This is a genomic window from Paenibacillus sp. CAA11, from assembly GCF_003060825.1.
Lineage (GTDB): Bacteria > Bacillota > Bacilli > Paenibacillales > Paenibacillaceae > Fontibacillus.
On record NZ_CP028922.1, the window covers coordinates 4,396,495 to 4,419,373 of the forward strand.

At 49.9% G+C, this 22,879-nt stretch carries 22 protein-coding genes; 7 read left to right on the forward strand and 15 right to left on the reverse strand.

Annotation, left to right across the window (positions count from 1 at the left end):
* Positions 1–196: 196 nt before the first annotated feature.
* Complete coding sequence (locus DCC85_RS20590; protein ID WP_234414250.1) at positions 197–928, reverse strand: winged helix-turn-helix transcriptional regulator; 732 nt, start codon at positions 926–928, stop codon at positions 197–199.
* A gap of 44 nt (positions 929–972) precedes the next feature.
* On the reverse strand, positions 973–1,362 hold the full coding sequence (locus DCC85_RS20595; protein ID WP_108467241.1) for a Fur family transcriptional regulator: 390 nt from the start codon (positions 1,360–1,362) through the stop codon (positions 973–975).
* 181 nt (positions 1,363–1,543) lie between these two features.
* On the opposite strand from DCC85_RS20595, the gene DCC85_RS20600 reads away from it, so the two are divergent.
* A complete protein-coding gene (locus tag DCC85_RS20600) occupies positions 1,544–1,777 on the forward strand; it encodes a hypothetical protein (protein WP_108467242.1) in 234 nt (77 codons plus the stop codon).
* Here DCC85_RS20600 and DCC85_RS20605 read toward each other — a convergent pair.
* The 3 genes from DCC85_RS20605 to DCC85_RS20615 are packed head-to-tail and all read right to left on the reverse strand — an operon-like array spanning position 1,763 to position 5,733.
* Positions 1,763–2,860 (reverse strand): GerAB/ArcD/ProY family transporter, encoded by a 1,098-nt coding sequence (locus DCC85_RS20605; RefSeq protein WP_108467243.1) that lies wholly within the window; start codon positions 2,858–2,860, stop codon positions 1,763–1,765. The two genes, DCC85_RS20600 and DCC85_RS20605, sit on opposite strands and share 15 nt — an antisense overlap.
* A gap of 32 nt (positions 2,861–2,892) precedes the next feature.
* A complete protein-coding gene (locus DCC85_RS20610; protein ID WP_108467244.1) occupies positions 2,893–4,119 on the reverse strand; it encodes a Ger(x)C family spore germination protein in 1,227 nt (408 codons plus the stop codon).
* A 3-nt stretch (positions 4,120–4,122) separates the two neighbouring features.
* The gene (locus DCC85_RS20615) at positions 4,123–5,733 is read right to left on the reverse strand and encodes a spore germination protein (RefSeq protein WP_108467245.1); all 1,611 of its coding nucleotides are present in this window, start codon (positions 5,731–5,733) and stop codon (positions 4,123–4,125) included.
* Between the two features lie 182 nt (positions 5,734–5,915).
* Here DCC85_RS20615 and DCC85_RS20620 point away from each other — a divergent pair, with 182 nt between their 5' ends.
* From DCC85_RS20620 to DCC85_RS20635, 4 genes are all read left to right on the forward strand, one after another.
* Positions 5,916–7,481: an FAD-dependent oxidoreductase gene (locus DCC85_RS20620; protein WP_108467246.1), complete on the forward strand. Its 1,566-nt coding sequence runs from the start codon at positions 5,916–5,918 to the stop codon at positions 7,479–7,481.
* 184 nt (positions 7,482–7,665) lie between these two features.
* Positions 7,666–7,992: a PadR family transcriptional regulator gene (locus DCC85_RS20625; RefSeq protein WP_108467247.1), complete on the forward strand. Its 327-nt coding sequence runs from the start codon at positions 7,666–7,668 to the stop codon at positions 7,990–7,992.
* Positions 7,989–8,597, forward strand: a complete 609-nt coding sequence (locus DCC85_RS20630) for a DUF1700 domain-containing protein (RefSeq protein ID WP_108467248.1) — start codon at positions 7,989–7,991, stop codon at positions 8,595–8,597. Before DCC85_RS20625 ends, DCC85_RS20630 begins: the two co-directional genes overlap by 4 nt.
* Entirely contained in the window at positions 8,594–9,541 is a 948-nt protein-coding gene (locus DCC85_RS20635; RefSeq protein WP_159081934.1) for a DUF4097 family beta strand repeat-containing protein, read from the forward strand. Before DCC85_RS20630 ends, DCC85_RS20635 begins: the two co-directional genes overlap by 4 nt.
* 70 nt (positions 9,542–9,611) lie before the next feature.
* Here DCC85_RS20635 and DCC85_RS20640 read toward each other — a convergent pair whose 3' ends face one another.
* The 7 genes from DCC85_RS20640 to cidR form a co-directional block, all read right to left on the reverse strand.
* Positions 9,612–10,064: a hypothetical protein gene (locus DCC85_RS20640; protein WP_108467250.1), complete on the reverse strand. Its 453-nt coding sequence runs from the start codon at positions 10,062–10,064 to the stop codon at positions 9,612–9,614.
* 423 nt (positions 10,065–10,487) lie between these two features.
* Positions 10,488–12,716: an MMPL family transporter gene (locus tag DCC85_RS20645; protein ID WP_108467251.1), complete on the reverse strand. Its 2,229-nt coding sequence runs from the start codon at positions 12,714–12,716 to the stop codon at positions 10,488–10,490.
* A gap of 268 nt (positions 12,717–12,984) precedes the next feature.
* Positions 12,985–14,859, reverse strand: coding sequence for an ABC transporter ATP-binding protein (locus tag DCC85_RS20650; protein ID WP_108467252.1), 1,875 nt, complete (start codon positions 14,857–14,859; stop codon positions 12,985–12,987).
* On the reverse strand, positions 14,856–16,583 hold the full coding sequence (locus tag DCC85_RS20655) for an ABC transporter ATP-binding protein (RefSeq protein ID WP_108467253.1): 1,728 nt from the start codon (positions 16,581–16,583) through the stop codon (positions 14,856–14,858). Before DCC85_RS20655 ends, DCC85_RS20650 begins: the two co-directional genes overlap by 4 nt.
* A 21-nt stretch (positions 16,584–16,604) precedes the next feature.
* Positions 16,605–17,072, reverse strand: coding sequence for a MarR family winged helix-turn-helix transcriptional regulator (locus DCC85_RS20660; RefSeq protein ID WP_108467254.1), 468 nt, complete (start codon positions 17,070–17,072; stop codon positions 16,605–16,607).
* A 253-nt stretch (positions 17,073–17,325) separates the two neighbouring features.
* Complete coding sequence (pdaA, locus tag DCC85_RS20665) at positions 17,326–18,144, reverse strand: delta-lactam-biosynthetic de-N-acetylase (protein ID WP_108467255.1); 819 nt, start codon at positions 18,142–18,144, stop codon at positions 17,326–17,328.
* A 66-nt stretch (positions 18,145–18,210) separates the two neighbouring features.
* Positions 18,211–19,110 (reverse strand): cidABC operon transcriptional activator CidR, encoded by a 900-nt coding sequence (gene cidR, locus DCC85_RS20670; RefSeq protein ID WP_199909947.1) that lies wholly within the window; start codon positions 19,108–19,110, stop codon positions 18,211–18,213.
* A gap of 154 nt (positions 19,111–19,264) precedes the next feature.
* Between cidR and DCC85_RS20675 the strand changes: the two genes are divergently transcribed.
* Both DCC85_RS20675 and DCC85_RS20680 read left to right on the forward strand, forming a co-directional pair.
* Positions 19,265–19,636, forward strand: a complete 372-nt coding sequence (locus tag DCC85_RS20675; protein WP_108467988.1) for a CidA/LrgA family holin-like protein — start codon at positions 19,265–19,267, stop codon at positions 19,634–19,636.
* Complete coding sequence (locus tag DCC85_RS20680; protein WP_108467257.1) at positions 19,633–20,316, forward strand: CidB/LrgB family autolysis modulator; 684 nt, start codon at positions 19,633–19,635, stop codon at positions 20,314–20,316. Before DCC85_RS20675 ends, DCC85_RS20680 begins: the two co-directional genes overlap by 4 nt.
* Positions 20,317–20,372: 56 nt before the next feature.
* Here the strand turns inward: DCC85_RS20680 and DCC85_RS20685 are convergent, their stop codons facing one another.
* From DCC85_RS20685 to DCC85_RS20695, 3 genes are all read right to left on the reverse strand, one after another.
* Positions 20,373–20,549, reverse strand: coding sequence for an aspartyl-phosphate phosphatase Spo0E family protein (locus tag DCC85_RS20685; RefSeq protein WP_108467258.1), 177 nt, complete (start codon positions 20,547–20,549; stop codon positions 20,373–20,375).
* 266 nt (positions 20,550–20,815) lie between these two features.
* A complete protein-coding gene (locus DCC85_RS20690) occupies positions 20,816–22,195 on the reverse strand; it encodes a helix-turn-helix domain-containing protein (protein ID WP_234414251.1) in 1,380 nt (459 codons plus the stop codon).
* Positions 22,196–22,311: 116 nt separating this feature from the next.
* A complete protein-coding gene (locus tag DCC85_RS20695; RefSeq protein ID WP_108467259.1) occupies positions 22,312–22,719 on the reverse strand; it encodes an exosporium protein C in 408 nt (135 codons plus the stop codon).
* Positions 22,720–22,879: the final 160 nt, after the last annotated feature.

A 22,879-nucleotide genomic window follows, 5' to 3' on the forward strand; every position in this document is an offset into this window, starting at 1 on the left:
CTGGAGTGAGTTGTAAATCATCCCCCGGTCCATACTTGGGGCGAATTCGGAGCTATCTTTCGTCTATTTCTATATCAGGTATAATGTTCCAGCATAGGAAAACCTATGTAGAATTTTTCTTTACAGACCCAGATACAACAAAAAAACCGCCTTCCGGGTGGAACGACGGTTATAGCTAATGAGCCATTCTATGATATTAGTCGGCAAGCCGGTATCCCACACCACGAACGGTCGCGATATATACGGGGTCTGACGCCCGATCCCCCAGCTTCTTGCGAAGGCTCTTCACATGTACATCCACCACATTGCTGCCTCCCATAAAGGTGGTTCCCCACACCTCTTCCAGCAGACTCTCTCTAGAGAGAACGGCGCCTTCACTATCCAGCAGCTTCACCAGCAAGTCATACTCTGTCTTCGTAAGCTCAATCTTCACACCACTGCGAAATACAGACATCTTCTTCTTGTCGATCCACAGATCCTTGTAGATCGCAGGGGAGGTTCCCGCCTCTAAGCGGGAAGAGGCTGCCCGATTACCGGCCCCGCTGCGAATAATGCGCTGGGCATGGTATACAATCTCCTGCGGCCGCGCCGGCCAGACGAGCAGCTCCTGCTGAATCTGAGCTGTATCAATGAGGCCGAAGAGGCTTTCCTTGACCAGCAGCAGGGAAGGAATGCCTCCGGTCTCCTGGTGCTGAAGGGAATGAAGCATGGCCGCCCCTTCTTCCTCCCGGTAGGAGGTTAGATCGAAGATGAGCAGATCAGCGGATAGGGCATTGCGAAGTCCCTGTTCCAAATGGTGGAACACCAGAACATCGAAGCATCCATCCGACAGGTCCCGCACGACTTCGTGAATCCCTCTGGGGAACGGGCTTATAATGATCACCCGTTGGGTCACCGGGCATGCGACCATTTCAATTGATTCCTGCACAGGAAACTGCAAGTTCATCCTCATATTCATCCGATCTTGTAGCCTTACTTCTTCTGTCGACATTGCGGACACACCCCTCCAAATACGACATGGGCATGATGTACATCATAGCCGGTTTCCTTCGCTACAGCTTCACTCCAATCTGCTGGAACGATAGTCATAACCTCATCTACCCGGCCGCATACCTCGCATAAGATATGCTGGTGGTCATCCATCTTAGCATCATAACGACTGGCTGATTCCCCAAGCTTCAGCTCCCGGATCATTTCCTTCTCCGTCAAATAACGCAGTGAATTATATACGGTGCCATAGGCAAAATTATATCCCTGTTCTACCAAACGGTTCATCACTTCCGCAGCCGTTGGGTGATCATCAGCATTTCGAACAATGTCGTATACGGCTTTGCGTTGAGTTGTTAAATTTAATCCCTTCACGTATACTCATCCTTTAATTTGATTTTAGAATAAGTATAAATCTATTTCGTTACCGCGTCAATTCCTGTTTATTCCTTCCCTGATAAAGAATGAACCTCTATGCCATCATTCATACTAGCGAACATAGAGAACGCGTGCTTGAATGAACATCCATTAAAAAACAAGGAGCGTGAACCCTGCTGTGTTTAAAAAGTATGTGCTGACCGTCGTCGTCTTCATCTCCGCCTGCGGGTTAGCCTGGCTGATGGACATCATCACCGGTGTCAAGGACATCCCTTTTCTCAGTATTATTAGTTATTTATTCAGTTTTCCAGACTGGATTGTATTATTTATACTTTTTGCAGGGCTTATTGTACCGGATGTGCTTAGAGCCATCGCGAAGCATAGATCACAGTCCGGGTCACGCTCTTCCTGAGTGCGTCCTTTTGTAAACCCATGCGCCAATAGCCAGCACGATCGGAAGGACCACAAAGAATAAGGGGGAGACCCTGTAAATGTATTTCCCTCCCTCCTCCAAATGCTGTGTAATCCCTTTTGCCACCATAATTGAGAGCAGAAGCACCGCCAGCGCCATCGGGTAAACGAGCTTACGATAGGCGATCCCGAATACATCGGAGATCCCCAGTACGGCTGTATAGAAATATACGGCCACCTTAAAGAAATCACCGATGATCAGCACCATAACTACCAGAACATCCGCACGCTGAATAAAGTCCGAAATCGACCCTTTGCCAATCGTGGTAAGCAGCGGAAAAAAAGAGCGGTCCACGATATCGTCCCCCATCACAGCTATATTCATGAACATCGTGTAGCTCAGGATCAAGCCGCTGAAAATGATGCCGCCGTACCCAGCCTTAATTCCTTTGGACGGAGAACGCAAGTAAGGCAGCAGCATGGCAAAACATACGATTTCTCCAAAGGGAAAGCCGTAGTTCTGCCGCACCACAGCCATCAGGACAGGCTTGATGCCTTTTTCAAGGAGAGGCAGCACCCGGTTAATCTCAATGACATCAGAGAACAGGAGCAAAGCTGTACTGAACATACCGATCAGCAAAATGACATTCATAAAAACGAAAGCCGTTCGTGCCAGCACTTCAATCCCTTTATGCAGCGTATAGGCGATGGCCAGAATCATTAGTGTATTCACAATAAAAATCGGGGTGCTGGGCAGCGAAGATATCGTGATCAGAGCTCCCCCATCGCGCAGGTCTCTTGCCGCATTATATACGAAGAATACACAATACAGCAGGGCCATCAGAGTACCGATCACTTTGCCGAACATTTTGCGCGAGTAGGTGGTCGGCAGCACATCGGGAAATACCTTGAAGAGGTACGCATACACCGCGAACATCATGACCCCGCCGAGCATACCAAGGAGGATCGATAGCCAGGCATCCTTCCCTGCCTGGATACCGAGGTTTACCACCAGTGCTGTTCCCAGCAGAAATTGAACCATCAGCGCGAAAAACTGCAGCGAACTGATTCTGATCTTCTCCATGACTACCCTTCCTTTCCGGGGGCAGGTGGACCTTAAGCTCCACCTCCTTGTTCCATTCGCCACTGAATGGATCTGTCCCTCATCCCCAAATTTTTGATTAATGCCTTAACCTCATATTCCACCCGAATTGTCGGGAACACATCCTCCCAGTGATCCTTCACCTTCTTCCAAGCGCTGGGATGGGCCCGGTTAAATGTCTCTCCAAAGCCAAAAGCATCGCTTCGGCTGAGCTGGGCGACCTGTACAGCCCTCTTCATAAAGCCTTCGACTTGTTTGGACAACATGCGTTCAAGCGGGGGCAACGATTTAGAGGTTCGCAGGTCGATACGACAGTCAGCTTCGTTCACCACGGCCTGCAGTCGAACCTGCACCTTAAAGTGCGGATGCTCCGGATCGCTGTTCATCATCTTGATCTTCGTCTTGGATTTCTCCACAGACAAGCTAAGCTTTCCATATTCTCCTTCACAGGAGCCAACGACAACTGTCCTACTCATTTTGTCCGCAAGCCAGACAGCGCCTTTACTCTCATCCCGGTCCAGCCAGTTCACCAGCTTGTCCTCTTTGAATAAAGCCAAGTTGGTCAGCTCTACAAAGGCCTCAGGTCTGCTGGTTTCGGTATTGGACTTGAGCGGGGCCTCCTCAATCTTCCCGGTCACTTTCACACCATTGATCAGCGGCCCCCCTCCTTTCCGCTGCAGAGCGCGGATCAGGTCATCGATTTCGATTCTATAATTCGTCCCATACAGTAATGAGGTTGTGTCCGACTTCTCAAACAAATCGTTAGCAGGGATCTTGCCGACAGCAGTCAGCAGACCCATCACCTCTTCTGCCCGCTGTTCATGGGCGATAAACACCCTCGAGTTCATCCGAATTTCCGGATCCCGGTCCAGGTAGTCCATCAAATCCCTAATTCCTTTTCTCGCAAGCTCCTCAGAGATGACAATGGTCCGGATATGAGCAAGGGACGGAATACGCGGCACCTTCCGGGAAACTTCCCGGATAGCTTCATCCAGATTCTCGCCTTTTCCTGTAAACAGCACGACAGGTGCGCTCCCCCGGCTGTATTTGCCCGAGATTTCACTCGGAATAATAACTTGCAGGGAGGCCAGGACCCGCCGATCATCCTGCGGATCAAGGTCAATGCCCAGCCCCGCTATGATCGATCTGCGGTTCAGCTCTATACTGTCCCAGCATCCGGTCAATATCACCCCGCCAACCATAAAGATTACAATTAGCGTCATGAATCGAATTTTTGTCATGCCCTAACTTCCTTTTTTAGGAGACGGATCCGAAGAATCGCTCTTCTTAATCTCCTTATTGTTCAAATCACGCTCATCCCCACTGATGACTTGAGTGCGCTTATTCATGAACGGCATGGGAAAGCGCAGCAGTGTGTCCTTATTATCCCGAAGCATAAACGGAGTTAGCGGAGCAAGATAAGGCACTCCGAAGGAGCGGAGGCTAGCCATGTGCGCAACCAAGACAATCATCCCGAGCGTGATGCCGTATAGCCCGAACATTGCCGCAAGCACCATAAAGGAAAAGCGAATCAGGCGTCCGGCAATGGCCAGATTGTAGGCTGGAATCGCAAAGCTTGCGATCCCTGTTAACGCCACCACGATGACCATCACCGGCGTAATAATGCCGGCTTCTACGACCGCCTGTCCCAGGATGAGTGCGCCGACAATGGATACGGTCTGTCCCACAGCCCTTGGCATACGGACGCCCGCCTCCCGTAGGATTTCAAAGGCAACCTCCATCAGGACAGCCTCCACAAATGCGGGGAAGGGCACCCCTTCTCGCTGGGCCACCAGGCTGATCAGCAGCTGGGTCGGCAGCATTTGATAATGAAAGGTGGTCAACGCAATATAAATGGAAGGGCCAAGCAGGAGCACCAGAAAGCTAAGGTATCTTACAAACCTCATCAATATGCTGATATCAAACCGCTGGCTGTAATCCTCTGCTGATTGAAAGAACTGGGCCAGCACGGTCGGAAGGATGAGCACAAATGGAGTGCCCTCCACAAGGAGAACAACCCGGCCTTCCATCAGATTGCTCGCCGCCACATCGGGGCGTTCTGTATTAAAGATCGTAGGAAAAGGCGTAAAGACTTTGTCCTCAATAAACTCCTCGATATAGGCGGACTCTAAGACCCCGTTGGTTTTAATCGAGTGAAGACGCTCCTTAACCTCCGCAATCAGATCTTTATCTGCTACACCTTCCATATACATTAGGCCAATCTGCGTATGGGACAGTTCACCGATCCGAAGGGTCTCCAGGTGCAGCTTGGACGATTTGATCCGTCTGCGGATCAAAGAGATGTTCGTCGAGATGGATTCAATAAAGCAGTCCTTCGGCCCGCGCACTACCAGCTGCGAGGTGGGCTCGGATACGGACCTCCATGCTCCGCCCTGTGTGATACAGATAACGGCCTGCGTACTTCCCTCGACCAGAATAGCGGTATTCCCTGAGAGGATGGACAAAATGATCTCTTGCCATTTGTCCTCTGCAAAAGCGCCGCCTGTCTGAACGACTTGGTGAATGATCATGTCAACCCAGCTTCCGCCCTGCTCGGGATTCACGGGATTGCTTGCAAGCTTCAGCAGAGCGCCCGCGACATTCTCATTCACCTGCTGATTATCCACTAACCCATCGAGATAAATGATTGCTACTTCCTTATTCCCTTGCTTGCCGATATTCAGGCGGCGAATAATGATGTCCGGGCTGTCACCGGACTCGCTGCGAATGCGATCCAGCATTTGCTGCAAATCTCCGGATGGAGGCGCAGGAGCTGCCGGCTGTTCGGTCTGCTGCCCTCTACTCCGCCTGCCCAGCCTCCTGCCTCCGCGAATCGGGGTCCGGTTACGGCTCATAGTCCAATGCCCCCTTCCTGCTTAAAATCATGCTTCCATTATTTGCAGAACCCTATATGTTTTATGCGCAGACTTATAGGTCACTTGGATTTCATAGTTTTAGTTTCTATTCATTTCAAAGTGGTAATAATTGAACAGTAGAACCGGTACGAACCATTACTACTTTGCAGGAGGTAACATAAATGACCGAAAGCCGTATTCCTGACACTAGTGAGCTGCCGCAGTTTCCAGAATCCTTATGGCGAGAAACAACGAAGCTTCCTGAGTTCCCCAGCCTGAGCGGCCATATAGAAGCCGACGTGGCCGTTATTGGGGCCGGTATTACCGGTATCACGACCGCTTACCTATTGATTAAGGAAGGGCTAAAGGTTGTGCTGGTGGATGCAGGCCGTATTCTGAACGGAACAACCGGGCATACCACCGCCAAAATCACCGCCCAGCACGGCATGATCTATGACGAGCTCATTCAACATTTTGGCGAGAAGAACGCACGCCTCTATTATGATGCTAATACCGAAGCGCTCAGCTTTATCCGCCAGACTGTGAAGGAGCATCAGATCGACTGCGGTTTTAAAGAAGAAGATGCCTACCTGTATGCAGACACAGAAGAAGATCTGAAGCAGCTTCAGAAGGAGTGGACGGCCTATGAGAAGCTTGGGCTTCCTGGAGATTGGCTGAACTCTATCGCTCTTCCCATCATCGTGCAGGGCGCAATCCGCTTGCGGGAACAGGCTCAATTCCATCCGCTGCATTATTTGCAGTCCCTGCTCGAGTATTTCACCAAGCATGGAGGCACGGTCTATGAGAACACGACGTTCGGCGAGCAAGTGGAGGAGGAAAGCGGCCGCCTGGTGCTCAAGACCGAGCAGGGGAAGCACACCATCAAATGCAGCTATGCCGTATCAGCCTCGCATTATCCGTTCTACGATGGTGGAGCCATGTATTTCGCACGCCTCCATGCAGATCGTTCCTACATTGTAGCCATCGAACCGGAAACCACCTATGCCGGAGGCATGTACATCAATTGCGGCCAGCCTACCCGCTCGATCCGCTCAGCTCAGTGGGAGGGCAAAGAGCTGCTGCTCATCGGCGGAGAAGGCCATAAGACGGGCAAGAGTGAATGCACCATCAAGCATTATGAGGCGTTGGAGCAATTCGGAGCTTCGGTCTTTGGCGCCAAACAGATTCCGTTCCGGTGGTCTGCTCAGGATCTGGTTACCATCGACAAAGTCCCTTATATCGGACAGGTAACCAAGGACAAGCCTAACGTACTGATCGCCACCGGCTTTGCCAAATGGGGCATGACTTCGGGAACCCTATCCGCTCTAATGCTAAGGGACCGCATTATGAAGCGGGACAACCGCTATGCAGAGCTGTTCACCCCTCAGCGCTTCAAGGCTGATCCAGGCGTTAAGAACCTTGTGGTCCAGAATGCCCAAGTCGCCAAAGACCTGGTTGCGGGCAAGATCGAAATGGTTCATACCAAGCTGGATGAGGTCCGTCCGGACGAAGGAGCGGTAGTCCGCCATAACGGAAAAAGAGCCGGAGCCTACAAGGACAAGACCGGAAAAGTCCATCTGGTAGATACAACCTGCACCCATATGGGCTGTGAGCTTGAATGGAATGCAGGAGAACGATCCTGGGACTGCCCTTGCCATGGTTCACGCTTCAGCTATACAGGAGAAGTTATGGAAGGGCCTGCAACAAAACCTCTAAAGACGCTGAACCCCGAAGCGGAAGCCAAATGAAATAAAAGGACACAACCAGACCGGTTTGCCTTGAGGGCAAATCGGTCTTTTTTTGGGGCATGGGAGGAAAAAGCTGGGCAACACTACCTTGCATTGTTCAATAGTGCATGTTATTATGTGTTCAACAATACTGATTAATATTCAGTACCGTATTAACCAATATAATAAAAAAGAGGGATGACCCTTGGATATCAGCATCCAATTCAAGAAGGGCGCGCTGGAGCTCTGCGTGCTGGTGCTAATTTATCAGCAGGACCGCTACGGCTACGAGCTGGCCCAATCGGTATCCGAGCACATTGAAATAGCGGAAGGCGCCCTCTATCCACTGCTGCGTCGGCTAGTGAACGAGGGCTATTGCACCACCTATCTTCAAGAATCGACAGGCGGACCGCCACGCAAGTATTACCGAATCACCCCCAGCGGGAAGAGTCATATGAAGCTGCTGGTCATAGAGTGGAGAAAGTTCACGGACGGCGTGTCCAGATTAATTGAGAGAGGGACCGATTTATGACAAAGAACGAATTTCTGGCCATTTTGGAATCCCATTTGGCAGTTCTGCCGCCTGAGGAGCTGGCTGAACTGATGGAAGATTATGAAGCCCATTTCGCTTTTGCCTTAGCCAGCGGTAAATCGGAAGAAGAAGTCGTAACCGAGCTGGGCAACCCCGCGGAGCTGGCCAAGGAAGCGCTTGGGGACAGATACGTGGCTCCAAATCCAGTGTACTGGTATTACAACGGCGAACCGGAGCAAGCACCCGGCAGCGCAGAGACTGCTGGGGCCCCCCGCAAGCGCGGAGTCTGGGCTTCCACCGGCATCTATATCAGCCTGTTTTTTATCCATATCATTTCCGTTCCACTGCTGTTTGCCTTCTGGACGTTAGGAGCATCTATTGTAATCGGAGGCGCAGCTGGAATTATGAGCCCGGTGCTCGTTGGCTTGGATTATGTGTTGAGCGATTCATTCACTATGGCAAAGTTATATGCTTCCGTATCCATGATTGGGATTGGCATTCTGCTCATTATTGCTTCCAAGCACCTCCTCAGAGCAATGACCGTCACAACCATTAATTACTGGAGATGGACATTCCGTCTCGCGAAAGGAAATCAGGCAAAATGATAAAAAAGTGGACTTTTGTCGCGTTATTGCTAATTGTTCTGGGCGGAGCCGGGATGGCGGTGGAGGGCTTCAAATTCGGGGATGACTATCCCGCCTATACGCAGCGATGGGAATTCGATAACCAGGAACTCAAGAATCTGCTGATTGATTCCGATTATAGCCTGGACGTAGAGTTCGCTCCTGGGACTTCCAATACGAATGTGGTAGAAATTTCGGGAAACATGGATCAGAAGAGCATTGATCGTTTGAAGTCTATTCAGCTGCAAGATCACACTTTGAATCTGGAATTGAAGGAGAGAATGAGCCGACTCTTTAACATCTCTTTTCAGAATCAAACCCAGCATATGAAGGTGTCCTTATCCGATCCGGCCGCGCTGGAGCAATTCAAGGCCGTGCTGAATTCCAGCAACGGCACCTTTAGCGCAGTGGAAGCGAGACAGGGGGAAATCTCAGCAGACTCCGGCAATATCAAGCTGACGAATTCCAGGGTGGATGACCTGAAGCTGTCTACCCACTCGGGCTCTATAAGGGGCAGCCAGCACACCGGGAGCAGCCTGCATGTTGCGACGGTGTCAGGTAATATTTCATTCGAAGACTACAGTAGCGATACGATCATTGAAGGCCGTTCCGGCAATATTCGAGCCGAGCAAATGCAAGGAACAATGACGGTATCGAATAAGTCTGGCGATGTCACCGTTGAAGAATGGAAGGGTGACGGAACCTTCAAGCTATCCTCAGGGAACCTGCGAATTGAAGACCAGCGTTCTAACAACCTGGATATTACCGTGGGATCAGGCGATGCCAAGATCTCTGAGGACCCTGAATTTCGAGGCTTCTATGACTTGAAGGCAAAGTCTGGCGATGTGTCTGCCCCTGAAGCCCCGCAGCAGACCAAGGATGTCATCAAGATCCGCACAAGCTCAGGTGATATCAAGATTGATTAAGGAATCACAGAAAAGGGACTTGGATCATCCAAGTCCCTTTAGTATATATTTGGTGACAACATCCGTAACTTTAAGCAATTTCCTCAGCGATGGACTCGCGATAGGCCCTCAGGGAGAAATAGATCATCGTCTCTACCATGCCCGGATCAACCTCAGGTATAAGAGCACGCGCGTAGTCCCAGGCATTCTCTTCAATACGCAAGGCAATTCTCTTGCGCTCCTGTTCCTGCTCGCTGGCATATAAACGGTCGCTCAATTCCACTAGCAGCGGGTCCTCTGCATGGCCCAGTTCATGAGCGAACACAATTCTAAGTACGTCCTCTTCAAGCTCCTGTGAGCCGAAAATATCTGCAGCCTGCTTCCGGATCTCGCTCAGATACATCGTGATTGAATGAGAGTCCAAGCTGTATTTACCGCCAACGTTACGCCCTCCGGGAAACCGGGACCTCATTGTGACAGAGACCGTACTTCCGGAGCGTTCCACGAGTTCATCCAGTATATGCTTCGCTGTTCTTCTATTCAACTAAAGATCCCCTTATTTCTAATATAATTACCGCCTTGCCGCAAGTCCCGCCCCGATGGACAAACCGCGCGGTAGCGCCAATCATTCGTCCCCGAAGCTTATAAGCGGCACAGCTATATAGAATGAACTAAAGAAATGAATGTTATAGGGCCTGTATTAGGCCGTTATATATAGAAGGATCATTGTAAAACTTTAGTTCAATCTATATAAAAACTAATTATACTGGAAATCGGAGGACATTCAACCAACCAAAACTATTTATTACCCCATTTCTCACGCGTTAAAACAGTCATTGACTGCATAGGTATCGAGCCTATGAGCCGATATCCTAGTCTTAACTACTAGCAGCTATAAAAAAAAGAGGCCGCCCTCCGAGCATCAAGATGATGCAAGTGAGGACCGCCTCTTGTTGGGTATACCGGCTCATCCGTGGTTAGATGGAGCCGCTGTCTCTGACTCCTGCTTCATCTCCGCTTTGCCCGGCCAGAAGGCCCACCGGCCAAGCAGTACCGTAATGGCCGGAACGAGGAACGGCCTTACGAGGAAGGTATCGAGCAGCACACCCAGCGCTGTGATGATGCCGAACTGCACCAGCACTTGAATCGGCAGGCTGGCCAGAACGGCAAAGGTGCCGGCCAGTATAATGCCTGCAGAGGTAATGACAGCGCCTGTCTCGCTGACTCCTTCCTTGACCGCCTCCTTGAGCGGCATGTGCTTTCTTTTCTCCCAAATGCTTGAAATCATAAAGATATTATAGTCCTCACCCAGCGCAACCAGGAAGACGAACGCATAAAGCGGAATAGCCCCCTGAATGGCATCTGCTCCGAGCCCGTAGTGGATAATGAGCCAGCCTAAACCAAGCGCTGAGAAGTAAGAAAGGATGACCGTCGCAATTAAATAGACCGTGGCTACTACGGAGCGCAGATACACCAGCAGCAGCAATGTAATCAGTCCAATTACAACGGGGATAATTACAGAGGTATCACGATCCCCCGTTACCTTAGTATCGTACTGTGTCGCAGTCTGACCGCTGATCCACACGGCATCCTCCGGTGAAGCCACTCCCGCATCCTGCAAAGCTGCCTCTGCAGTCTTACGCAGGTCCGGAATATGGTCGATCGCTTCTATGGAATATGGGTTCATGCTGAACTCAATATCATAGGCTAGAATCTCAGGGTTCTCCTTGCCCTGCTGAGGTTCCGCCACTTTGTCCACATAATCCAAATCAGCCAGACGCTGCTTCAGATCCGTGTTCTTCCCTCTCGTATTCACCATCAGCTTTGCCGGAGCCAGCTCCCCGGGAGAGAACTGCTTCCCAATCAGATCATAGCCCTCTCTTGACTCCATATCCTTAGGGAAAGAAGAGAGAATGTCATACGTATATTTAATCTGCGGCGAAAAAGAGGCCAGCCCGCCCAAGAGGACAATGGCAGCGATACAAACTACAAGGGGACGCCGTACCACCAGGCTGCCGATTCGCTTCTTGGCCTCCTTGCGCTTGGGTGTAGACCGTCCTTTGTCACGGGCCCGCTGCTCTTCCATCTCCGGTGTCCGCGGGATGAACGGCCAGAAGGACGCTCTGCCGATAATAGACAACAGCGCGGGAACGAGGGTCAGGCTCGCTATGCCCATAATCAGAATCGATACGCCAAATGGCACGGCGAACCGGTGATAGGAACCGTACTCTGCCAGCAGCAGGCTGAACAGGGACAACACAACGGTAAATCCGCTCATAGCGATAGCCCCCGACGAGCTGGTGAGTGCGCGCAGCAGCGCATGACCCTTGCTCTCCTCCTCATGCAGCAGCTGTCTGAAGCGCGAGATCAGGAAGAGACAATAATCCGTCCCCGCCCCGAACAGCAGAACTGTCATGATCGAGATGGATTGGGAGTCTGCAATAATCCACCCTTCATGGGCCATGATCCCCAGAATGGGACTTACTACAAGGTATGCAAATCCTACCGCTACAATCGGAATCAAGGCCAGAATTGGCGAGCGGTAGATCAGCAGCAGAATGACCAATACCAGCACGACAGTGGAGAGCAGCAGTGAGAAGTCTGCATTCTTGAATAATCCCGTGGCATCTATAGAGATACCTACAGGTCCGGTAACACGGGCCGTCAGTTCTCCGCCATCGGCGTCCTTAATGCTGAAGGGATCGGCTCCTAACGTGGATTTAACCAGCTGCTTGAACTGTTCAAGACTGGTCTTCAGCTGATCGGTTTCAGCTGAAGAATTGAAGAGAATCGTAGATACAATCGTGCTTCCATCTTCGGACAGCTGGGCCTTTAAGGCCGGAAGAGGAATTTGGTCCAGCGGGACCACAAATTTCTGCTCGGGCAGAGGCTTCTCGCCAATGGCTCCTGCGAGCTGCTGAACCTGCTTCAGATCCTCATCCGTCAGCCCGCCGGAGCGATGCCAGACCACAAGAGCCGGCGTGCCCTGCCCGCCAGGGAACTCCTCAGCCGCGACAGCTCCGGCCTGAACGGATGGTTTATCCTCCTTCAGATTCGGTGAGTTGTTGATCTCCTCCTGGTTCACGCCAGGCCAAATCACATTCAGCAATACAGCGAGGACAACCCATACCGCCAGCGTGATCCATTTGCCCTTCGCACCGGTTAACCAGGCCGACTTGCTCTGCTTTGAACTCATCCATGCTCCTCCTCATTGAATTGAAATCTATCTTTGAAATTTATCCCGCCTTCATTTAGATCACCCTATTTTGGACAAAATGAACCGCGGGTCATTTTTATCACTGATTATTATATAGACCTGTGCCTAGGCATGCAAGCATGCTCTTCAAAGAGATAACTCTAAAGGCCGGAAGGCAAAAAAAGAACCGGCCCAGAGACGTTCTCTGCAACCGGCTTTAGCTTCTTTCTCCAAAATTCTGCTATAGCTTATAACTTATATCTTGATCTTAACCAGCGTCCTCCTGGCCTTCCTCGGAGAATTGGCTGTTGTAAAGGTCAGCGTAGAATCCGCCCTGTGCCATCAGCTCATCATGGCTGCCCTTCTCAATCACGGTTCCCTGATTCATCACAAGGATCAAATCAGCCCCCTTAATCGTAGACAGTCGGTGGGCAATGACGAAGCTGGTCCGGCCCTTCATAAGCTCATTCATCGCTTCCTGAATATGAACTTCTGTCCGGGTATCCACACTACTGGTTGCCTCATCAAGAATGAGGATGGCCGGATCGGCCAGGATAGCACGCGCAATGGTCAACAGCTGCTTCTGCCCTTGGGAGATATTCGATGCTTCTTCGTTAAGCACCGTATCATAGCCCTGCGGCAGTGTGCGGATGAAGTGATCGGCATGTGCCGTCTTGGCAGCCCGCACAATCTCGGTCTCAGAAGCGCCCTCCCGGCCGTAGCCGATGTTATCGCGGATCGTTCCGTTGAACAGCCACGTATCCTGCAGCACCATGCCGAAGAGGCTGTGCAAGTCACCGCGCTTCATCTCGGTGATATTCGTTCCGTCGATTGTAATCCGGCCGCCGCTGAGCTCATAGAAGCGCATCAGCAGATTTATGAGCGTGGTCTTCCCTGCCCCCGTAGGCCCGACAATAGCAACCGTCTGTCCCTGCTTCACATCGATATTCATATCCTCAATCAGGATATGGTTCTCGTCATAGCCAAACTTCACATGCTCGAAGGTAACATCGCCACGCGGCTGCTCCAGCTTCTTCGGCTGTGCTGTCTCTGGCACTTCCTCTTCCTCGTCCAGCACCTCGAAGACGCGTTCAGCTGAGGCAACAGTCGATTGAATCACGTTCGCGATGTTCGCGGTTTGCGTGATCGGCTGTGTAAATTGTCTCATATACTGGATGAACGCCTGTACGTCACCAATCGTGATGCGTCCGTTCGTGACGAAGATACCGCCTACTACGGAGACGAGGACATAGCCGATATTTCCGATAAAGTTCATAATCGGCATAATGACACCCGATAAGAACTGTGCCTTCCAGCCGGCATCATACAATTTCTCGTTCACTTGATTGAACTTATCAAGAGATTTGCTCTCCCGGCCGAACACTTTGATAATCTTATGACCGGTGTACATCTCTTCCACATGTCCATTAAGCTCTCCCAGTTCTTTCTGCTGCAGTGCGAACTGCTTCTGGGAGCGCTTTGCTACCATGGTGATGGCCAGCACACTAACCGGCAGGGTGACAATGGCAATCAGCGTCATCCATGGGCTGATCGTCAGCATCATAATGATAACTCCGATAATGGTCACGATGGAGGTGATCAGCTGCGTCAAGCTCTGCTGCAGCGTAGTGCTGATATTGTCCACATCATTCGTCACCCGGCTGAGAATCTCCCCATGCGTCCGGGAATCAAAATACTTCAGCGGCAGTCGGCTCAGCTTCCCGTTCACATCTTTGCGGAGCTGGTACACGGTAGTCTGAGCAACCCCTGCCATTAAATACTGCTGGGCGTAGGCAAACACAGCACTTACGACATAGAGAATAATCAGCTGTACGGCAATCTGCCAAATATATTCAAAATCAATATGCGCTCCTGGCACGTGGTTTATTTTGGCCATTACGCCTTCAAACAGCTTGGTTGTCGCACGGCCGAGCACTTTCGGGCTATAAATATTAAAAATAGTACTTAAAATAGCAGTAATAAAAACAATCAACAGCTTAAAACGGTGCGGCTTCAAATATTGCATGAGCCGCTTCAGTGTTCCCTTAAAGTCCTTGGCCTTCTGAACCGGCATTCCCATGCCCGGGCCCATGCCGCCATGACCTCTTCCTCCCTGGCGTCCGCCTTTACTGGATTCACTCATGCGATCTCCTCCTCCGACAGCTGCGAGCTCACAATTTCCCTATAAACATCGCAGGTCTCCATCAGCTCGCTGTGGGTGCCGATACCGGCAACTTCGCTTTCATTCATGACGATAATCCGGTCCGCATCCATGACGGTACTTACCCGCTGGGCCACAATGAGAAGAGTCGCTTCCTTCGTCTCTTCCCTGAGCGCTGCCCGCAGCTTGGCATCGGTCTTGAAGTCTAGCGCTGAGAAGCTGTCATCAAAAATGTAGATTTCCGGTCTGCGAACCAATGCTCTTGCTATCGACAAGCGCTGCTTCTGTCCACCCGATACGTTGGAGCCGCCTTGCGAAATTAAGGAGTCATAGCCGTTGCTCATCTTGGAAATAAAATCATCCGCTTGAGCAATCACCGCGGCATGTCGAACCTCCTCATCACTGGCTTCTTCAAGACCATAGCGGATATTCTCTGCAACCGTCCCTGTGAAGAGGACAGCCTTCTGGGGTACAAATCCAATTTTCTTCCGCAGCTCCGCCTGGGAAAGCTCCCTAATATCGGTACCGTTGATGCGAATAGCACCGCTCTCTACGTCATAGAATCTTGGAATCAGGTTCACCAGAGTCGATTTACCCGCTCCGGTGCCGCCGATGATGGCTGTTATTTCGCCCGGCTGTGCCCGGAATGATATGTCCTTAATGGCCGGCTGCTCTGCTCCAGGATAACTGAAGGTCACATGCTCGAATTCCAGATAACCATGGCGCTCGTCCGCTAAGCGGTCTGCATCCGGATCATTAATAACAGGTACCATATCGAGCACTTCATTAATCCGGTCTGCCGATGCTGACGCCCGGGGAATCATGATGAAGATCATGGTCACCATAAGCAGCGAGAACATGATTTGCATGGCATATTGGATAAAAGCCATCAGATCTCCGACCTGCATTTGATTGTTGTCGATCCGTAAGCCGCCGAACCAAACAATGGCCAGCGAGGTAAAGTTCATAAGAATCATCATTGCCGGCATCATGACAGCGAAGAGCTTGTTCACTCGAATCGACGTATCCGTCAAATCTTTATTCGCTTCATCAAAGCGCTTGTTCTCATGCTCTATGCGGTTAAAGGAGCGAACGACCCTGATCCCGGTCAAGCCCTCACGCAGAATAAGGTTTAATTTGTCTACCTTCTTCTGAATGGATTTAAACAACGGGAGCCCTTTACTTGCCAGAGCAACAATAATCCCTGCCATAACAGGGATGATGACAACAAATATCAGGCTAAGCCCCTTATCCTTGGACATGGCCATGATAATTCCGCCCACAGCCATCATAGGGGCCATCACCATAATGCGAAGCATCATGACCAGCACCTGCTGGAGCTGGGTAATATCATTCGTTGTCCGAGTGATGAGCGAAGCCGTTCCAATCTTGTCGAACTCCTCCAGTGAGAAATTCGTTACATGTTTGAACACCTTGCTCCGCAGCAGCTTTCCGAAGCCGGACGCCGCTTTTGAAGAGAAATAGCTGGCCAGAATAGAGGCGACCATGCTGCCTACAGCTACCAAGAGCATGAACATCCCAATTTTCCATATATAATTCGTGTCGCCCTTGACAACCCCGTCATTGACAATGTCGGACATCAGCGTCGGCATATACAGCTCTGCCAGCGCCTGAACGAACACAAGCACGAGGGTGATCAAGACCGGGATTCGATACGGCTTCAGCAGCCGGAATAACTTCAGCATCGCTTAAATCATCTCCACTCTTCATCTTTGTAACTTGTCTTGTCTATGCTTCTCCTCCAGATACTCATACACCTTGCCCAGCAAATCAGCCAACTGTGCACTCTGCTCTTCTCCCAAATGAGCATATAGACCGGTAAAGTTGCTGTAGAAGGCTTCTGTGGCTCGCTTCGAGAGCCTATTCCCTTCCTCAGTCAACCGGACGCGCACCACTCGCCGATCCTCAAGATCATTCCTGCGCTCTACCAGCCCTTCCGCCTCCAGAGATTTAATAAGCTGGGTTACGGTGGGAGAGGTGACCTCCAGCTTGCTGCTGATCTCAGACACCGTCATCCCTTTGCCATTCTTCTCAGTTCCTCTCTGGATGTGGAAAAGAACCCGCAGCTCGCTCGGCCGGTGTCCATCTATAGAAGGCTTTCGCCAGTCAGACTTCCGAAAGCGATCAAAGGCCTCAATCAGCTTTCGGGCCGTTGGGTTGCCTCCTACCTCCAAAACGATCCCTCCTAATTATTTAAACAGTTTAATATTTCTATATATAAATATGTTGTAAACCTAATTATATGAGCGTGGATATGCCGTGTCAAGCGCACAGAGCACACCCCCAAGAAGCCTGTTATCAGGAGCTGAATCCGGCATTTCCGCTTGGCCTCGATGAACCGCAAAAGGCTGCGTCCGGTTATGAGCTCATAACCAGCTGCAGCCTTTATATCATCGTGCTTCTCTTCCTTATCTCGTAAGCCTTAGATTAAGAGGTCCCATCCTTCTCCGCAGTTCCCCTACCCGCAGCAGGAAGCTCGGTTAACGCTTTAAAGGTATACCCTTGTCTGCGGGCCTCATCGATGATCCGTCCAAGAGCCTGTGCGTTATCGCTTGATACCGAGTGAAGCAGCAGCACTGCGCCTGGATGAAGCTGAGAGACCACCTTGCGGTATGCGTAATCGGCCCCCTTCTGATCCCGTGTATCCCAATCTTTATAAGCTATCGACCAGAAGATGCTGCGATAACCAGCCTCCCCTGAAGTTTCCAGCGTTCTGTCGCTAAAAATGCCCCGGGGCGGTCGAACATACTTCATCTCTTGAATGCCCGTCAGTTCTGCCACTGCAGCGCGTACCCGTTCAAGCTCCTCCTTGATCTTGGCATCCGAGATTGTGGTCATATCGGGGTGGCTCCACGAATGATTGCCGATAATATGCCCCTCTGCCGCCATTCGCTTAACCAGTTCGGGCTGGTCCTTCACATAATGACCTGTCACAAAAAAGACTGCCGGCACCTGCTTGGCCTTGAGCACGTCCAGAATAGGCGGAGTGTATCCATTCTCGTAGCCATTGTCAAAGGTAAGGTACAGTTCCTTTTTCGCGGTGTCTCCTAAAAAAACGGCACCATTGCGGTCTATAATCTCCTTGAAGCCTTCTTCATTAATTGATGGAAGCTGTCCATTCTCGCTGCGCTTAAAGCCGAAATGGAAGGGTCGATCCGAGGCAGACGTCTGCTTCGGCCAAGCTGCCGTTCCAAGCGGGACCAGGCCCAACAGCAGCGTGAGGATGATCAGAATCGATCGCTTCATACTTCTCCTCCTTCATGAATTATGCATCCATACTACTATCTGCATATCCATTCGGAGTTATACGCCTTAAATGTTGCCGTGAGCCAGCGGCAGAACCTCTCTCGCAAACCGAATCCATTCCCGCGCTGCAAAAGAAAGATAGCGATCCTCACGCCAGATCATGCCGAGCTTCCAAGGAATGACGGGGTCGACCAAGGGAATGATGCTCACCCGCTCCGGATCGACTTCACGGCAGATTGTCTCCGGCAAGAGGGCTACCCCCAGCCCGGCGCCTACCATTTCACTGATAAGGTCCCACTGGGAGCTCTCATATATCACCCTGGGCTGAAATCCTACCTTAGCACATTCGGTAATAATCCGGTCATGCAGCATGAAGTCCTCCCGGAATAAAACAAATGATTCCTGTACCAGCTCCGCAAGGCCTACCTCCCTTTGCTTAGCCAGCCAGTGGGATGGGTGTACCAGAAGCTTCAGCCTCTCTTCCACGAAAGGAAAACAGCCAAACCCCTCCCCAAGGGTTGGAAGCACGACTACTCCGACATCCAAAGTGCCGGCAGCAACATCCACCTCCACCTTCTTGGCTCCGTCTTCAAACAGCTGAATGGTGATATCCGGATACCGCTGATGGAATTGGCCGATGACCTTAGGAAAAAAACTGGAACCTACCATTGGCGGAAGACCGATGCGAATATGTCCCCGCTTCAAGTTCCGCAGATCATCAAGCTCTGCCGACAGGTTCTGAAAGGAGGTCAGAATCGTATGAGCCTGCTCCACAATGATTTTGCCGGCATCCGTCAGCTCAATCCGCTTCCCCAGCCGGTCAAAGAGCTGTACCCCAAGCTCTTCCTCCATAAGCCTGATCGTCTTGCTGATGGTCGGCTGGGTGATGAACAGCGATTCTGCCGCCTTGGTGAAGCTCTTGAGACGGGCTACTTCCACTAAATATTGCAATTGACGAATATCCAATTGAATGAAGCACCTCATTCTTGATGATATGCATAGATAAAAGTAATGCTATACATTCAGTATATTCATTTTACCCATGAAAAAATATGATGTAAAATTTTCAATGTTAAGAAAAAATGTAAACGCGAAAGGAGCTTGACCCGCTATGAGTAAGCTGAAAACCCTGCTGATCGGTATCGTGCAGGTGGCTGTCTTGTTCTTGCTTTCCATGGGCATGAATAAGCTTGCGGAGCTGCTCCATTTGAGAATCCCCGGAAGTATTCTGGGCATCATCCTCGTCTTTATTCTGCTTCAGACCAAGGTAATTAAGCTGGAATGGGTGGAAATCGGCGCCAGCTGGCTGCTTGCCGAGCTGCTGCTGTTCTTTGTTCCTTCTGCCGTCGGGGTGATGAAATATATTCCGCTGCTGGAGAATGAGGGGCTGCAAATTTTGCTGGTCGTTCTATTCAGTACGCTAACTGTGATGCTTAGCTCCGGGATGGTTGCTTCCCGTATTGCCAAACGAAAGGAGAACAAAACCTCATGATTATCGGGTTGATTTGCCTGCTATTTACACTGGCGGTCTACTGGACGTCCAAGAGGGTCTACCGGGCTAAGCCGCGGATCTATCTGTCGCCGCTGCTGGTTACTCCGCTGGTCTTGATTCTGTGCCTGCTGGCAGCAAAAATTCCGTTCGAATCCTATAACAAGGGCGGCAAACTGCTAACCGATCTGCTTCAGCCAGCGACCATTGCTTTTGCCATTCCGCTTTATAAGTATTTTAACGTACTAAAAAAGCACGCTGTCGTCATCTTTGTCAGTGTGCTGTCCGGCTCCATCGTAGCCATGATCACTTCGGCCTTCCTCGGCAAATGGATGCACATGGACACCTCTTTGGTTAACAGCCTGGTACCGCGTTCAGTAACCACGCCTATCGCCATGAATATTTCCCAAGTCATTGGCGGTGTTCCAAATATGACTGCCGTATTCGTCATTATTACAGGCCTCTTAGGAAGCCTGATAGGCCCGTCTGTGCTGAAGCTGTTCCGCATAGAGAATGAAATCGCAAGAGGCGTACTGCTGGGCACAAGTGCTCACGGGATGGGCACGTCCAAAGCGTTCGAGTTCAGTTCGCTGTCAGGAACCATCTCAAGCATCTCTATGATATTGTCCGCCTTGATCACTTTAGGAGTGGCTCCTTTATTTATCTCATTGCTTCTAGGGTGACTTCATACCGGGTTTTCGATTTATATTCCAATAAATTCTTCCAAGCTTGGCTTCGCTCAATGGGCGGAGCTCTTTTTATTTAACCTATAGTATTGATTTAGTAATTGATCTAATATTCTTGATTGTTCCAGAACTTTCGGATGGGAAAGCGCGCCAAACTGACGCTGAACCTGATATAGATCGTCTCTCGCTTTTTCGACACGAAGTAAAGTTACACCTTGATCGATCTGCATGACACAACCTCCTTGTGTCACATATTAGTATAAAAAGACAAAAATTGGGGTGCCCATATTTTGACCCATTTAAAAAAGGTATCCCCGAAATTATCGGGGATACCTTGGACTTACATATAGCTGAGTTTGAAAGTTGCTAGAGGTAGAGTCTTAACCTTCACCATGATTGTAAACAGTAGTTATTGCTGTTGTTCCTGTAGTGACCAGCAAGGCCGGCCCAACAAGGAAGCATGTAGCAGCAAGGAGCATAATAATTTTTTTCTTCATCATTCTTCTCCCCTTAAAAGTAATTTTTGATATCTATCTTGAGTATCTGGATGTGCAAAAGTTCGATGTTTTTCATATAGCTTCACACAATCTAACATATGTTTCTCATTCCTAATTATTACAGAACTTTGCAGCGAGTTCAACAAAAATTTGAAGCCGTTATCATATCTTTCTTTTGACAAATGATAATAAGCCAGTTCATACATTAAATGCGCTTGTCGATCCATGAATAGCTTTCGCGAATACCCACTTTTTATAGAAGTATCCATACCATACTCCGAGGGTACCTCAAGCTTCTGAAGAACCTTATCTACATTAAATTGATGTTTATTAGCTGCTCTCAAAATATATAAAAGCCCAATAGTCAATTCCTCTTTGTTCTCATTAATATAGGCAGTGTAACTCTCTATTACTGATAAATCACCGCTCAAAAGTTTTGTTATGCATATATTAGCCTCTGACCATTCTCTGAATTTATCTTTCCAGTAGTCTATGTCTTCTCCCTTTTCCTTAACCCAATCAAGATTAGCATAAGCATGTTTGTATGAAAGCGCCTGTTCGTAATCCCCCTGCTCATCACAAACATTACCTTTCAGCAAATTACTGTAAGCGATGTAGAAAAACAATGGCCTTGCTAATTTTTTATCGGGGTCTGATAAGATAGGTTTGTTTTGATCCTTTAAATTGTACAAAATTTGAGCTGTATAGCCCATCTTATGGGCCAATTCATTAACCTTATTCCATCGCTGTAGTGAGCGGTAAGTATTAATAAGCTCTTTGAGCGCATCCAATTGGTCTACTAGATCCAAGCGCTCTACAAATGGCTCAAATCGGATAGCCGCTTGGTAATTCTCCTCCTGATCATCCCCAAGCCGAAGTGTAAACAACCGGTACTGACAAAGGGCCAGGCGCTCGGAATGCTGAAATTTCTCCCCCTCCGCCACTGTCTCATACAGCAGCAGAGCAGCAGCCCGGTAACCCTGGGAGAACAGCTCCTCGGCCGTATCAAACAGCATGGGCGAGTACATCAATTTATCCATGACATGCTGAACCACGCGCTGTATCGCATCAAGCTTATGGAGCTCAGCACAGCGAATGATTAGCGGCCCCACCCGCCTCCAATCTGGAGAACGGTCAATAATGTAATTCTCTATGTATAAATCATAATAGTAGCCGTCAGGAAGCCCCATCCCTTTGGTGATCCGGTCAAGCTGTTGAACAGCGATCGGCCGGTGGCCAAGAATCAGGTTATTGAGTGTTCTGGGATGAATCTCCGAGGAAGCCGCAAACTGTGCCGAGGTCATTCCCTCTTGCCTGATATACGCTTCCAGTTCTGAAATAATGGTAGGCGCATGCTTCATTTTATAGCCTTCCCCCATACTAATTTACCTAAAAATAGAAGTTTATACCTGTTTATTATCGTTCTTTTAACAATCTGGGTCAATAGCTAGTATGAGAAAGGGCTGCTAAGGGGCAGCCCTTCCTAACATCTCCTCTACAAACCGTATACGGTTCCGCTCACCTGAATTGGCCCTACAACTCTTGCATTGGTTCCCGCACTAAGATTCTCTACGGAAATCGTATAATCATGCACTCCCGTCGGGGCGTTCGTGTCGATTGCTTGGAAAGAAACCAAATAGAACCCTTCGAAGGAAGCCTCAATGCCCTGGAGACCGTAAGAGATCTCCGTTGTATCACGAAATACACGGAACAGAACGCGACTGATTCCCGAAGTTCCCTGTAATCCTACTGTGGCCTTTATCTCCACCCTATTATTACTGCGGGGAACCGTCAACCTAATTTGTGAAATTCCCTGTCCAGCCGGTGTAATAGGAACCGGAATAGACGCTCCATTGGTGACTGGAGTAGGTACATTTGTTGCATAGTCCAGCAGTTCAACCACAATCTATCACTCCTTTCACTAAAGTTACTTCAGCTTATGAGTGCTAGAACTAGCAGTCTTGGACGAAGCTCATGCTCTTCTCATATATTTTACAGTTAACCCAATATTAACGCTGCGTTGATGCTGCCCGAACGAGCACCTCCTACACTGATAGGGATGA

Excerpts from the sequence above, each read along its gene's own strand:
- DCC85_RS20605 (WP_108467243.1), bottom strand. The coding sequence starts at position 2,860 with ATGGAGAAGATCAGAATCAGTTCGCTGCAGTTTTTCGCGCTGATGGTT.
- DCC85_RS20610 (WP_108467244.1), bottom strand. The coding sequence starts at position 4,119 with ATGACAAAAATTCGATTCATGACGCTAATTGTAATCTTTATGGTTGGC.
- DCC85_RS20615 (WP_108467245.1), bottom strand. The coding sequence starts at position 5,733 with ATGAGCCGTAACCGGACCCCGATTCGCGGAGGCAGGAGGCTGGGCAGG.
- DCC85_RS20620 (WP_108467246.1), top strand. The coding sequence starts at position 5,916 with ATGACCGAAAGCCGTATTCCTGACACTAGTGAGCTGCCGCAGTTTCCA.
- DCC85_RS20630 (WP_108467248.1), top strand. The coding sequence starts at position 7,989 with ATGACAAAGAACGAATTTCTGGCCATTTTGGAATCCCATTTGGCAGTT.
- DCC85_RS20635 (WP_159081934.1), top strand. The coding sequence starts at position 8,594 with ATGATAAAAAAGTGGACTTTTGTCGCGTTATTGCTAATTGTTCTGGGC.
- DCC85_RS20645 (WP_108467251.1), bottom strand. The coding sequence starts at position 12,716 with ATGAGTTCAAAGCAGAGCAAGTCGGCCTGGTTAACCGGTGCGAAGGGC.
- DCC85_RS20650 (WP_108467252.1), bottom strand. The coding sequence starts at position 14,859 with ATGAGTGAATCCAGTAAAGGCGGACGCCAGGGAGGAAGAGGTCATGGC.
- DCC85_RS20655 (WP_108467253.1), bottom strand. The coding sequence starts at position 16,583 with ATGCTGAAGTTATTCCGGCTGCTGAAGCCGTATCGAATCCCGGTCTTG.
- pdaA (WP_108467255.1), bottom strand. The coding sequence starts at position 18,144 with ATGAAGCGATCGATTCTGATCATCCTCACGCTGCTGTTGGGCCTGGTC.
- DCC85_RS20680 (WP_108467257.1), top strand. The coding sequence starts at position 19,633 with ATGATTATCGGGTTGATTTGCCTGCTATTTACACTGGCGGTCTACTGG.
- DCC85_RS20685 (WP_108467258.1), bottom strand. The coding sequence starts at position 20,549 with ATGCAGATCGATCAAGGTGTAACTTTACTTCGTGTCGAAAAAGCGAGA.
- DCC85_RS20690 (WP_234414251.1), bottom strand. The coding sequence starts at position 22,195 with ATGGGGGAAGGCTATAAAATGAAGCATGCGCCTACCATTATTTCAGAA.